Here is a 12,944-nt window from a genome sequence, read left to right on the forward strand (position 1 = left end):
GCGCTCCCATAGAGTTGCGACGAGCACCCAAGAAGTGCGGATCCTTATCGCACTTCTTGGGTGCGATTAATTTACTCAATTAGTAACCAATTGGTAGATAATTTCAATCCACGCACTCCCATAGAGTGCGATTCATCTTTTTTATCATTTTGGAGTCATGAGGAAAATTTCAATCCACGCACTCCCATAGAGTGCGATTCTGTATATCTCGCTCGTCTTTTGCTGTTAATTCGGATTTCAATCCACGCACTCCCATAGAGTGCGATAGCGAAAATACCTTGGTTTTCGGTGGTGTTTGGTCGCAGAGTGGTAAGGCTTCGCTTTTATGGGCTGGCTTTTTGGCTGTTTTCTTACATAGTTTCACATGATGATTCATATTTCGGTTGTTTTTTGGTGCGAACCTCCCGGGAATTTCATGTTCGCTTGGGGTTCGCACCTTGTGTGGCATGCTGTATGTTGTTTTACTTTTTTAGTGCTAAATATTCGTTGTAGCTCATTTCTTTATCGATCAGCCCATCATCAGTCAGTTCGATAATCCGGTTGGCGATTGTTTCGTTAAATTGATGGTCATGAGATGAGAATATAAGCGAGCCTTTAAATGAAATCAATCCGTTGTTCAGAGCGGTAATCGATTCAAGGTCTAAATGGTTCGTCGGCTCATCAAGCAGCAGGACATTGGCTCCGCTCAGCATCATCTTGGAAAGCATGCAGCGGACTTTTTCCCCTCCGGAAAGCACACTTGCTTTCTTCTTCACTTCCTCGCCGGAAAAGAGCATCCGACCGAGAAAGCCGCGTAAAAACGTATCGCTGTCATCCTGCGGTGAGTATTGACGCAGCCAATCGACGAGGTTCAAGTCACAATTCTCGAAGTAAGCGGAATTGTCCTTTGGAAAATAAGCCTGCGATGTCGTCAAGCCCCATTTGAAGCTGCCGCTGTCCGGCTCCAGTTCACCGGCAAGGATTTTAAAGAGCGTCGTTTTGGCGATTTCGTTGCTTCCGACTAAGGCGATTTTGTCATCCTTGTTCATCGTAAAGCTGATGCCGTTGAGCACCTTTTCGCCATCAATTGTTTTCGACAGATTTTCGACCCGCAGCAAATCGTTGCCGATTTCACGCTCCGGCGCAAAGTGAACATACGGATATTTCCGTGATGACGGGCGAATGTCATCAAGCTCAATTTTGTCGAGCAGCTTTTTACGCGATGTCGCCTGCTTTGATTTTGAGGCGTTCGCGCTAAAGCGGGCAATAAAGTTTTGTAGCTCTTTAATCTTTTCTTCCTTTTTCTTGTTTTGATCCTGCGCCATCTTTTGCGCAAGCTGGCTTGATTCATACCAGAAATCATAGTTGCCGACGTAAATCTGGATTTTGCCGAAATCCAAATCAGCAATATGGGTACATACTTTATTCAAAAAATGACGGTCATGGGAAACGACGATTACCGTGTTTTCGAAATTAATCAGGAATTCTTCAAGCCATTCAATCGCCTGTAAATCCAAGTGGTTCGTCGGCTCATCGAGCAAGAGAACATCCGGCTCGCCAAACAGCGCCTGTGCGAGCAAAACTTTAACTTTCTCAGCACCGGTTAAATCGGCGAGTTTTTTATTGTGAAGATCTTCGCCGATTCCGAGACCTTTTAATAGAACAGCCGCTTCGGATTCGGCCTCCCAGCCGTTCAATTCGGCAAATTCGCCTTCAAGCTCGGCTGCTTTGATGCCGTCCTCATCTGTGAAATCTTCTTTCATATAAATCGCATCTTTCTCCTGCATCACCTGATAGAGGCGGGCATGTCCCATAATGACCGTCGTTAAAACTTCAAACTCTTCGTATTCAAAGTGATTTTGCTTTAATACGGCAAGCCGCTGGCCCGGTGCAAGGTGAACGTCCCCTGACTGCGGCTCAATTTCACCTGATAAAATCTTTAAAAATGTCGATTTACCAGCCCCATTGGCTCCGATCAAGCCGTAGCAATTTCCCGGTGTGAATTTAATATTGACCTCATCAAATAGCTTGCGGTCCCCATATTGTAGTCCTACATTTGTTACAGTAATCATAAATGCGTAAGCCTCCATTGAACATAATCCTATGAATTATACCATTCATTGTAGACAAAGGGATAGGGTTCTAACAATATTTTTGCGTCTTTCTATCATGTTAAAGAGGAGCAGGAATTTGCTATAATAGCAGGTAAGTAAAAAAAGTGTGAGAACACATGGAAAGGAGAGGACGATGCAAACGCTACAAATGGAACAAGCGCAGGAAAAGCTGCAAACGATTTTCGGCTACGAGCATTTTCGCCAGGGACAGCAGGCGATTATTGAGCAGGTGCTTGCCGGTCACGATACGCTTGGGATTATGCCGACTGGAGGCGGGAAGTCATTATGCTATCAAATTCCGGCCCTGCTCCTCCCGGGAGTGACCGTTGTCATTACTCCGCTTATTTCTTTGATGAAAGATCAGGTGGATGCCCTTCAGGAATACGGGGTTGGAGCAACCTTTTTAAATAGCACCTTAACTGCGGCGGAGGAGCAAAAGCGTCATGCCCAAATTAAAGCGGGCGCCTATAAGCTCGTCTATGTCGCACCGGAGCGGCTGGAGCATCCCCATTTTCAACAGCTGCTTCAAGCGGTTTCCCTTTCGCTTGTGGCGATTGATGAAGCCCACTGTATGTCGCAATGGGGGCATGATTTCCGCCCAAGCTATTTGCGGATTCCCGAATGGCTGGAGCAGCTGAACGATCAGCCGACCGTTCTCGCCTTAACGGCTACCGCGACCAAGCAGGTTCGCGCTGACTTACAGCAGTATTTACATATTCGCGAGCAGAGCACGGTTACAATGGGATTTGCCCGGCCGAACTTGCGCTTTGAAGTGAAAAAAGGAGTGAATAAGAAGGAGTTTATTCGTTCTTACTTGACGATGCGCAAGCAGGAATCAGGCATTATTTACGCGACGACGCGCAAGGAAGTCGACCAGCTGTTTGAAGAGCTGTCAGCCGCCGGTTTTGAAGTAGCCCGCTATCATGGCGGGATGAGGGAAGAAGAGCGGTCGGACAGTCAGGAAGCGTTTATTTATGATAAAAAGAAAGTGATTGTCGCGACGAATGCGTTCGGTATGGGAATCGATAAGTCGAATGTCCGTTTTGTTTTGCATTACAGCCTGCCGCGCTCGCTTGAAGCCTATTATCAGGAAGCGGGGCGCGCGGGACGTGACGGGGAGGAAAGTGACTGTATTTTGCTGTTTGCGGCTCAGGATATTCGCACGCATACGTTTTTGATCGAGCAGTCGGATCGGATCGACGAGCGGCAGGCGATGGAATATAAGAAGCTGCAGCAGATGACAAGCTATTGTCATACAGAGCGCTGCCTGCAGCACTACATTCTCGACTATTTCGGAGACGAGGACGGAGAGAGCTGCGGCAAATGTTCGAACTGCGTCGACAGCGGTGAAAAAATAGACCGGACCCGGGAGGCGCAGATTATCTTCTCATGTGTGAAGCGGCTGCGTGAACGTTTCGGCAAAACGATTGTCGCTCAAGTGCTCGTCGGTTCCGAAAACCAGAAAATAAAACAGTTCGGCTTGGCCGATGTGTCGACATACGGCTTGATGAAGGAATGGACGCAGCGGGCGGTTGCTGATATGATTGATGTTCTGACCGCGGAAGGGTATTTACAGCCGACTGATTCTTCTTTTCCAACGCTGCAGCTCACGGAAAAAGCGGTTCCTGTTTTAACGGGTGAGGCGAAGGTGCTCTTGTCAGAGACAACGATCCCGGAAGCGGTGGAAGAACAGGATGATATTTTCGAAGCGCTGCGGCAGGAGAGAAAGCGGCTGGCCGAAGAGCAGGGGGTTCCGCCGTACATGATTTTTTCCGATCGGACGTTAAAGGAAATGAGCGGAAAAGTACCGTTGACGAAAGAAGAGTTACAATCGATTTCCGGGGTCGGCGAGCAAAAGCTGGAGAAATACGGCGAGCTGTTCCTGGCGATTCTTGCCCCTTTTGCGGAGCGGAAGCCGGCATCAGGTCAGGGGACGGCCGTGCGCCGCAAAGAACAAAAAGCAAGAAGCGGCCAATTTAAGCAGACAGCGGAAGCGTTTTTAAATGGTGCTACAGTTCAGGAACTAGCAGCGGAATTCGGGTTCACCGAGCAAACGATTATCAGGCATCTGATCAAAGCCGAGGAAGCCGGGATCGAGCTGCGGCTGGCGGAAAGAGTCGAGCCACAAAAAAGGCAGTTAATTGAAGAGAAAATGAAGGAGCTTGGTTGGGAGCGGTTGAAGCCATTAAAAGAGGCGTTACCTGATTCAATTTCCTATGAGGATATTCATTTTGTCATCAGCGCATGGAAATAGGTGGGAACATTTATATGGAATGTGTGCTATGATTAGAGTAGAAAAACAGGCTACATGCGAGCTGCAGCAATGAAAGGATGATTGAGATGCAGGAATTACAGTCGATTGAACAATGGCACGACCTTTGGGAAGAATCTGCTTCAAGGACGGTCTTTTTGCTTAAGCATAGTACATCATGCCCGATCAGCGCCGAAGCGTTTCAAGTGTTTCAGGATTTTATCGAAGCGCAGCAAAAACCGGACTTGCAATTTGCGCTGGTGAAAGTGATTGAACAGCGGCCTGTTTCCAACGCGATAGCAGAAGAATTGCAAATCAAGCATGAATCACCTCAGCTGTTTATCGTCAAAAACAAACATGTCATCTGGCATGATTCACATTGGAGAATTACAACAGATCAGCTTGAAGAGCAGCTTGCAGCGTTGTAATAAAAAATGCCTCAGGCCGGTCAACGTTCGAGGTTGATTTGGGAAACCGGGCAGAAATTCAAAAAAAGAGACGGCTTTATTCATCCTGCTCGCCGTAAAAATGGCGGGCAAACTCTACTTTACCGTTTCGGGGGTGTGCCAAAAGGAAACCAACCCTTTTGCCACACCCTCTCTTTGATCTAAGCCGTAGGAGCAGTGTGGCGCCGGAATAGAGCAGTTTCACCTGGATGTATAGTAGCCTGCCAGATTAGAAGGGATGAAACCTTTTCCATCAATCTATCGTAAATCAAATAGAGGTGATCGGGATGTTAGCAGAATACCAGAAACGGTTAACGGAAGTGAAGGAGCGAAAGCGGCTATATGTAAAGTGGAGCGCTCATAAGGAGCGGGCTATCACTCATTTAACAGAGGGACATCAAAAAGCGGAACAGCTCAGACAGCAGCTGGAGCGTGAAAGAGCCGATGTCGAGCAATTAAAGAAGCTTAGTTTTACAAATTTATTTTATACGGTTGTCGGCCGGCGCTTGGAGAAAATGGAGAAGGAACAGCAGGAAGTGCTGCAGGCGCAGCTGAAATATGAAGAAGCGCTGCAAACAATTGAAGATCTGGAAGAAGAGCTGAAGGAAATACAGCTGTTATTGCACTCCCTGTCTGAACCGGTGAAGGAATATGAGCAGTTGATTAAAGAAAAGAAAGCCTATCTGATAGCGACGGATTCTGTTTTGAATGAGCGGCTTTCCTCGTTAATCGATGAGGAAGAAGAGAAAAAAGCCCAGCTAAAAGAGTATCAAGAGGCGATAGCGGCAGGGATAAAAGCAAGAGCTTCGCTTGAAAAGGCGATTTCGTCACTCGAAAGTGCCAGTGGCTGGTCGACCTGGGATATGTTTGGCGGGGGAATGATTTCAACAGCGATGAAGCATGGTCATATTGATGAAGCGCGGTCTGAAATTCACCATGCTCAGCGCGCCTTGCGCCATTTTGAAGAAGAGCTTAAAGATGTGAATGCTTATACGGATTGCACGATAGAAATAGATGGCTTCCTGACCTTCGCTGATTATTTTTTCGATGGATTTATCGTGGATTGGATGGTACACGGCAAAATTCAGGATTCCTTAACTCAAGCAACCGAAATGTCCTATCATGTTGAGCGGATTGTTGGTGAACTTGAACGGGAGGATCGAGCGCTGACAAGTACTATTGCAGCGTTAAAGCAGCAGAGAACTGAGCTGGTTGAGCTCGCTTAAGGAGCTAATGTTTTCATGACAAAGCAAAAATGGATTATCGTGATTATCCTGCTTATCGGGTTAACGGGCTATACGCTCTGGAATGAGCAGGCGGAACAAACAGTGGCACCTCAGGAGGAAGAAAGTCAACAGGAGGAGGAGCCGTCGGAGACTGAGTCTGAGGCGGAGGAATTTTTTAATCCTCTGAGCGTTCAAATCCCGGAGGCGACGCGTGAAGAATGGGATCAGCTTAAGCTCAGCCGTACAAGAGGATTAACGCGGGCGAGAGAGCTGGAGAATACGATTACTCCTGAAATCGAAATTCCATTTAAAGAAGGTGGCCAGGAGAGCTTGATCATTGAGGAGATCTGGTATACGCCGGATCAGGTTCACGTGTTTTACAGCGTTGACCTGTCCGAAGAAATTCATGAATACTACAATTTGCCTGTCCTGAGCGGAAGGTTGCGAATTGGTGGAGAGGGAGAGCTGGAATCAAATGGCTCCTACTCAAATCAATGGATGACGGATGAAGCGCGGATGGTCGAGGGCCGCTATCATGATCGGTTAATTTTTGATCCGGTTCGCAATGAAAATGGAGAAGTGATCCGGCAAATCAGCGAGCTGCATTTATTTGATTTAACGCTTCACAAGGGCGGGAAAAGCTATGAGCTGAATGAAGTTTCGATCCCGATGGAGCTGGATTTCGATCAGGTGGAGACGGTTAGCATTCCGATTGAGCAAGCATTCAGCGCAGACGGAAACAGCATTTACATGGAGGAGCTGCGCATTACTCCATTTGGGATGGAACTATTCTTCCGCGATGAGTCAGAGGATGGGGATCCATTGCTTGATCTGGCCGTTGATTTAGTCAGCAAAGACGAGACGACTATCGGCTTTTTCTACCAGGGAATGTTTCGGGAAAATGAAGAAAAATTTATTCAATTCGAGCCGGTCGACGAGCTGCCGACTGAGTTTGAGCTAAAGGTCCAGCGCGCTACATATGTGAGTGATCAAGATGTATCTTTTGCGATTCCGCTTATTAGAGACTCGCTTTTGCTCAGCATTGACCGCAGCCAGCAGGAAATCTATGAAGAAAGCATTGGAACATGGTTTGGCGCGGAGCTTGTTTTTCAGGAAGCAACTTATAGCCAGAATACATTGGAATGGACCTTGCTCGTGAAAGCGAACGAAAACGCCACTCGATCCTTGGCGATTCCTTATTTTACGGAAGCATCCTTTTACGAAAGGACAGGATTTGAATCTGGACGTCCGCCGCTTTACTTAACGTATAAGACAGGGGACCAGCCTGTCAATGATCTCCATACGATTGGCATGAACGGGAATATCGATGACCTGGGGCAGCATATCTCCGTTGAATTATCAGGCATTCGTCAGCTCGAAGCGGATGAGCTCGTTGTTCAAATTGAAAATGTCACGTACACCCAACATTTTACCGACAGCCTTTCTGTTTCATTTTCTCCAGATAACTAAAACGGAAATGAACTGAGCTGGTGAAACTTATCCGAAGCACCTGTCGTTTCATAAGAGAAAAAAAGGGGGAATCGTATGAAACGACTTTTTGTGATCGGATGTGTAGTCGTAACCGTTGCTATGCTTGCCGCATGTAGCGCCAATGAAAATGATGAGCCGGACAATCCGGCAACAGCGGACGAACAAAGCGAAGTCCCTCCAGCAGACGAGGAGGAAACTGAAACTGGCAATGAGCTGGAGAGTCCGATAGGCTCCAGTGATGCTGCTGAGATTAAGGAAATTCCGGTGACAGTTGAAGGCGAAACGGAAATGAGAGAAGCGCAGTTTCACCGCAGCGCCATCGGCTACAGCATTTACATTCTTCAGGATTTTATGCTTGAGAGCGAGGAGCCGAACCGCGATGTAATCCTGTCTAATTATGATGATTCGTTTTTCACAAGGGTGATCAATCATGGAAGCGGAGCGGATGCACAGGAGATCAAGCAGATGATCACAGAGCATGCCGAGGGAGAAATCGTCGAGGGAGAAGACGTCCCGTTAGCGGATATTGAATATACGGTTAAAGAAGAAATTACAAATGAGGATGGCGTGACCGTGATCGTTCATACGGCCAAAGAATACAATGGACAATTGATTGGCTTTACGCTGTTTCTTCCGCAGAAGGAAGCGGCAGAAGGCATTTCCCCGGCTATGTGGGCGATGCTTGATACCATTGAATGGTAATTCCTGCGTAATCTGTTTAAGCCCGGTGTGAGGAAGCTGCTGAAAAAGGACTATTTTCACTTTTCAGCAGCTTTTTCGTAATGAGTGTAGCCATTACGAAAAAGGGGAGGAAATTCTTTGCTGAGATACATCGTTTTGGTCTTTATAATGCTTGTCTTTGTCGGCTGTACTGGCGATGAATCAATAAGTAATCATGCGGTCATGGCGCAGGACTTTCTGCGTCATGAAGGATACGAGGTCGTTTCATACGAAGGAGAAGGCCGGCGAACGTTTGCAAAGTCTGAATTATTGGAGCTTTCTAACGAGCAAGTGTGGGCGGTCCAATATACAGAACCGGATGAATATTTAAATAAGCAAATTGAAACGGTCTCTTTCACGGTTAAAAATCATCCTTTAGATGAGCAATTCAATATGGGAAAAACGTCCGTAACCGTATGGCTGCAAAACGGAGAAGTGATCGGTGGCTGGTCGTTTCCCGTATCAAAAAAGAATGATGTGGCCGGAGCGCCAAGCTCTTTAGACGGAAAAACCGCGGAAGAAGTTCAAGGAGACTATTCGAAGTGGCTGGAACAATGGCGGGAAAAATACGGGGAGTGAGTGGAAGGGAAACCTGTCATAGTGGTGACGATGCCTCGGCAGTAAGGGGAAAGAAGCCTTTTGCCGAGGCTTTTTTGCTGTTGATTGAACAGGCGGGAAGTCCATCTTTCCTGAATTTACAATAAACAAAAAATTTAAAATGTTCTTGACGGATATTTTTGCACTGTGCTACGATCTAGTTAACCGATCAACGAAACCGGTTTCATTAATCGGTTTCAGAAATTGCGAGTAGGGTGGATGCCGATGAACAATAAAGCCAATAAAGTAAATATGGATACAATCGCGAAAAAAGCCGGCGTTTCAAAAACAACGGTTTCACGAATTATCAATGGCAATTTTGAATACGTCAATGAGGCAACAAAGGAGAAAGTATTACGAATCATTAAGGAACTGAATTATAAGCCGAATTCGTTGGCGAGAAGTTTAAAGCAAATGAAGTCAAATGTCATCGGCCTTATTCTCGCCAATATGAAAACGACTTTTTGGTCGCTCGTGATCGAGGGAGTCGAGAAAAGATGCCATGCTAACGGCTACAGCTTAATGATTTGCAATTCTAATAATGATCCCCAGCTTGAAAGAGAGCATATTGAAAATCTGAAAATGAAGCAGGTAGACGGCATCATTATTAACCCAATGATTGAAAACAAGCCGCTGTTTCAGGAGCTGATCGACGAGAAGTATCCGTTGGTTCTGATCAACCGCAGGATAGACGGGATGGCTTTGGATACGGTGATTATCGACAATGTGCGCTCTTCAATGCTGGCCGTTAATCATTTAAGGGATTTAGGCAGGAAATCGATTGCGCTAATCGCCTATACTTCGCAAGGGATCAGTCCGAGAGAGGATCGAATTGAAGGATACCGCAGGGCGATGGAGAGCAATGGAGTCGCTGCCGATGAAATGATGATCCGGGAAGTGGAAGAAAAGCCGGGAACCGCAAAAGAAGCGGTGAAACAGCTGCTTATGGCGCCGGATCGTCCTGATGCGATTTTATCTTCTCATGTTTCAATGATCTCAGAGGTGATCGAGGCTGCCAATGAACTGGGGCTTTCCATTCCAAATGATGTCAGCCACGTCGGCTTTGACGAGTCGGTCTGGTCGCAGCATTTGGCCTCACCATTGACGACGATCAGTCAGCCGAGCTTTGAAATGGGAGAATTAGCGGCAGAGCACATGATTGATTTTATTAAACATAAAGAAGCGTTCGTCCCGACGACTACGCTGCTGCAGCCTGAGTTAATTGTAAGAAGTTCCTGCGGCAACAATTTGTTGAATCGGGCCTGAAAACGACTGTGAAAAAAGAAGCGAATAGACATGGTTGAGGGGTAAAGGCTTTCGAGTTTGCTTGAACGTTTATTCCTCAGCCTTCTATATGAAGGTAATGGAGCAAGAGGCGTTACCGCAGAAAAAATGCAAAGAGAAGGAGTGTCGATGATGGGTTTTGCTAAGTTCCCTTAGCTTTTTTAAAAGTCAATATATGAAAGCGCTTTAATCATGTGAGTGAAACTTTAAAACAACCCGGAGGTGCTACAGTGAAACCAATTCGTTCCCTTTTATTTTGTCCCGCAAATAACGAGAAAATGGTCATGAAAGCAATTGCTTCTGAAGCCGATGCGGTCGTTCTCGATTTAGAGGATGCCGTCGCGATTGAGCAAAAAAAGCAGGCGAGACAGCAGTTGATTGCCACATTGGAAGATGTGGAGCTTTCTCCAAGAATTTTTATCAGAATCAATGATCGCCAGACTGCTTTTTTTGAAGACGATTTACTCGCGGTCGCGACATTGAAAGATGTCAGCGTTATTATTCCGAAAGTCGAGCAAAAGGAAGATATTGAAAAAGCAGTAGAAATGTTGCGGAAAGGAGCGGCTGATGGGGCGGAAAGAAGAATAAGCCCAATTCTTGAAACGGCGAAGGGGATTATGAATGCGTATGAAATTGCCACTGCCTCTGACAAGATTTGCGCCCTTTCTTTCGGCGCTGTCGACTTTGAGCTTGATATTAATGCGATTCGGACCGAGGGAGGGGAAGAATTTCTCTATGCGAAATCGCATGTTGTGATTGCTTCACGGGCAGCGGGAATCGCTCCACCAATTGACAGTGTCTATCCTGATTTCCAGGATGATCATGGCTTACAACGGGATTCATTTAAAGCCAAATCGCTCGGCTTTCAAGGGAAAGGGGCTATCCATCCAAGACAGCTCAGCATTATCAACGAAGTGTTTTCACCGACAAAAGAGGAAGTGGACTACGCCACGGCGGTGGTCGAAGCATTTGAAGAAGCTGAGAAGAATGGGCTGGCTTCGATTAAGCTTGATGGAAAAATGATTGATTATCCAGTTTATAAAAAAGCGAAACAGATGCTTGCTTATCAAAAGTAGCACATATGTAGATGGTAAATTCAGAAAATTGTTTATTACGTTTATTTTCTATAAATTAACAAAATATGGAGGGGTTGTAAGATGCAAAGCAAAAAGTTTTTTGTCGTCCTTATTATTTCATTCATGTGTTTACTTGCTGCATGTGGTGGAACAGATGATGCCAATGGAGACGGTTCAGCAACGGAAGGTGACGGTGGAGGCGAAGCAGGCTCAGGGGAAGCTGTTGATTATCCGACACGGGATATTGAGTTAATCGTTGGATGGGGAGCCGGAGGAGGCTCTGATAGTTTCGGACGGGCGATCGCGCTCGAGCTGGAAGATATTTTGGGGGTAAATGTGAATGTCGTTAATATGGAAGGATCAGGGGGAGCGATTGCCGGAAGCTATATTTTAAATCAGGCAGAACCGGATGGCTACACGCTTTGGGCGATGGCCAATTATCCGGCTACGTATTTAACCGGAGTGAACACGAATCCGTTAGAAGCATACGCGCCTGTTGCACGCATTCAATACGATACGTTGGGTCTTCATGTAACCGACGCCAGTCCGTTCGATACGATCGAAGGAATGATTGAATACGCTCAGGAGAACCCGGGTCAATTGACGATCGGTGGAACAGGAGTCGGAACATTTGACGAGATCGCGGCGACAGTACTGGAGAGAGAATTTGATATTGAGTTAAATTATGTTTCCTTTGATAGTGCCGGTGAGATGCAGGCTGACTTATTAGGTGGTCATATTAATTTGCTGCTGGAGGAGTTCGGTCCCGTAAACGAATATATTCAGGCGGGAGATATGATTCCGATTCTTGCTTTTGCGGATGAGCGGATTGAAGAGTACCCGGACGTTCCTGCGGGCGGTGAGCTAGGCTCAGAGAATTTAACAATCGGCGGTATGAGAGGAATTGTTGTCCACGGCGACACGCCTCCTGAAATCGTGGAAATTTTAGAAAGCGCTCTCGAAGAGGCGAAAGATACGGAAAGATACAAGCAATATGAAAGAGATTCCTTTTTACATTTGAGAGATGGCTGGCTGAATTCAGAGGATTATACAGAGAGCATCCAAAGCACGATTGAATTGTATGATGAAATTTTAAATGGCGGGCAGTAAGAAAAGAACATGCAGAAACGGGTTGTGTCAAAAGAATAAGGCTTTTGGCACAACCCCTTCAGCAAAAATGATGATAGGAGGATTTTCATGAGAACAAATATTGTTGTTTCGATTATCACAATTTTGTTCAGCGCTTTTTTCCTCATTCAGACAGGACAGATTGTCGAGAGAGAAACAGATGCAACTTTAAGTTCGACGTTTTGGCCGACCTTTCTTTTAAGCTCGATGCTGGTTCTTGGAATCATCTTGCTAGTAAAAACAATCATTCAACAGAAAACGAACAGAGCGGATGCGGCAGAGGAGCAGGAAGGCGTTGAAGCTCAATTGGATGATTCTGACTTTGTCGACGAAGCGCCTGCATTTCCGAATCGATTATGGCTGATGATTGCGATCTCTTTTGCGTACGTCATTCTTTTGCCTTTGGTTGGCTTTATTCTTTCCTCACTCGTTATTTTAGTCGCCATTACGTTATTAATGGGTGTGAAAAAGTGGTCATCCCTTGTCTTAACATCAGTATTGGGCACCGCTTTTCTTACGTTTCTATTTATCAATCTTCTTCGTGTTCCGCTTCCGCGGGGTGTAGGAATTTTTCGCGATTTAAGTTTGCTTATCTATTAATATCAGGCTTTTCGACGGTGAACAGATCCTGA

Annotated in this window: 11 protein-coding genes; 10 read left to right on the top strand and 1 reads right to left on the bottom strand. The window is 46.1% G+C overall.

The window, feature by feature from the left end:
* Nucleotides 1–461: 461 nt before the first annotated feature.
* Nucleotides 462–2,051, bottom strand: coding sequence for an ABC-F family ATP-binding cassette domain-containing protein (locus ABMB67_RS01035; RefSeq protein WP_251222774.1), 1,590 nt, complete (start codon nt 2,049–2,051; stop codon nt 462–464).
* A gap of 175 nt (nt 2,052–2,226) precedes the next feature.
* On the opposite strand from ABMB67_RS01035, the gene recQ reads away from it, so the two are divergent.
* From recQ to ABMB67_RS01085, 10 genes are all read left to right on the top strand, one after another.
* On the top strand, nt 2,227–4,347 hold the full coding sequence (gene recQ / locus ABMB67_RS01040) for a DNA helicase RecQ (RefSeq protein ID WP_354570836.1): 2,121 nt from the start codon (nt 2,227–2,229) through the stop codon (nt 4,345–4,347).
* 86 nt (nt 4,348–4,433) lie between these two features.
* Complete coding sequence (ytxJ, locus tag ABMB67_RS01045; protein WP_251222772.1) at nt 4,434–4,772, top strand: bacillithiol system redox-active protein YtxJ; 339 nt, start codon at nt 4,434–4,436, stop codon at nt 4,770–4,772.
* 305 nt (nt 4,773–5,077) lie between these two features.
* Nucleotides 5,078–6,016, top strand: a complete 939-nt coding sequence (locus tag ABMB67_RS01050) for a hypothetical protein (protein ID WP_251222771.1) — start codon at nt 5,078–5,080, stop codon at nt 6,014–6,016.
* A gap of 15 nt (nt 6,017–6,031) precedes the next feature.
* Entirely contained in the window at nt 6,032–7,486 is a 1,455-nt protein-coding gene (locus ABMB67_RS01055) for a hypothetical protein (RefSeq protein ID WP_354570837.1), read from the top strand.
* Between the two features lie 75 nt (nt 7,487–7,561).
* Entirely contained in the window at nt 7,562–8,209 is a 648-nt protein-coding gene (locus ABMB67_RS01060) for a DUF8580 domain-containing lipoprotein (protein WP_354570838.1), read from the top strand.
* A 117-nt stretch (nt 8,210–8,326) separates the two neighbouring features.
* Nucleotides 8,327–8,806, top strand: coding sequence for a hypothetical protein (locus ABMB67_RS01065; protein WP_354570839.1), 480 nt, complete (start codon nt 8,327–8,329; stop codon nt 8,804–8,806).
* A 243-nt stretch (nt 8,807–9,049) separates the two neighbouring features.
* Nucleotides 9,050–10,090: a LacI family DNA-binding transcriptional regulator gene (locus tag ABMB67_RS01070; RefSeq protein WP_354570840.1), complete on the top strand. Its 1,041-nt coding sequence runs from the start codon at nt 9,050–9,052 to the stop codon at nt 10,088–10,090.
* A 248-nt stretch (nt 10,091–10,338) separates the two neighbouring features.
* Nucleotides 10,339–11,184, top strand: a complete 846-nt coding sequence (locus ABMB67_RS01075) for an HpcH/HpaI aldolase/citrate lyase family protein (RefSeq protein WP_251222766.1) — start codon at nt 10,339–10,341, stop codon at nt 11,182–11,184.
* Nucleotides 11,185–11,265: 81 nt separating this feature from the next.
* Nucleotides 11,266–12,294, top strand: a complete 1,029-nt coding sequence (locus ABMB67_RS01080) for a tripartite tricarboxylate transporter substrate binding protein (RefSeq protein ID WP_354570841.1) — start codon at nt 11,266–11,268, stop codon at nt 12,292–12,294.
* 87 nt (nt 12,295–12,381) lie between these two features.
* Nucleotides 12,382–12,912, top strand: coding sequence for a tripartite tricarboxylate transporter TctB family protein (locus tag ABMB67_RS01085; RefSeq protein WP_354570842.1), 531 nt, complete (start codon nt 12,382–12,384; stop codon nt 12,910–12,912).
* Nucleotides 12,913–12,944: the final 32 nt, after the last annotated feature.

It is taken from the genome of Halalkalibacter oceani, assembly GCF_040544555.1.
Classification (GTDB): Bacteria; Bacillota; Bacilli; order Bacillales; family Bacillaceae_D; genus Halalkalibacter; species Halalkalibacter oceani.

Excerpts from the sequence above, each read along its gene's own strand:
- ABMB67_RS01035 (WP_251222774.1), bottom strand. The coding sequence starts at position 2,051 with ATGATTACTGTAACAAATGTAGGACTACAATATGGGGACCGCAAGCTA.
- recQ (WP_354570836.1), top strand. The coding sequence starts at position 2,227 with ATGCAAACGCTACAAATGGAACAAGCGCAGGAAAAGCTGCAAACGATT.
- ytxJ (WP_251222772.1), top strand. The coding sequence starts at position 4,434 with ATGCAGGAATTACAGTCGATTGAACAATGGCACGACCTTTGGGAAGAA.
- ABMB67_RS01050 (WP_251222771.1), top strand. The coding sequence starts at position 5,078 with ATGTTAGCAGAATACCAGAAACGGTTAACGGAAGTGAAGGAGCGAAAG.
- ABMB67_RS01055 (WP_354570837.1), top strand. The coding sequence starts at position 6,032 with ATGACAAAGCAAAAATGGATTATCGTGATTATCCTGCTTATCGGGTTA.
- ABMB67_RS01060 (WP_354570838.1), top strand. The coding sequence starts at position 7,562 with ATGAAACGACTTTTTGTGATCGGATGTGTAGTCGTAACCGTTGCTATG.
- ABMB67_RS01070 (WP_354570840.1), top strand. The coding sequence starts at position 9,050 with ATGAACAATAAAGCCAATAAAGTAAATATGGATACAATCGCGAAAAAA.
- ABMB67_RS01080 (WP_354570841.1), top strand. The coding sequence starts at position 11,266 with ATGCAAAGCAAAAAGTTTTTTGTCGTCCTTATTATTTCATTCATGTGT.
- ABMB67_RS01085 (WP_354570842.1), top strand. The coding sequence starts at position 12,382 with ATGAGAACAAATATTGTTGTTTCGATTATCACAATTTTGTTCAGCGCT.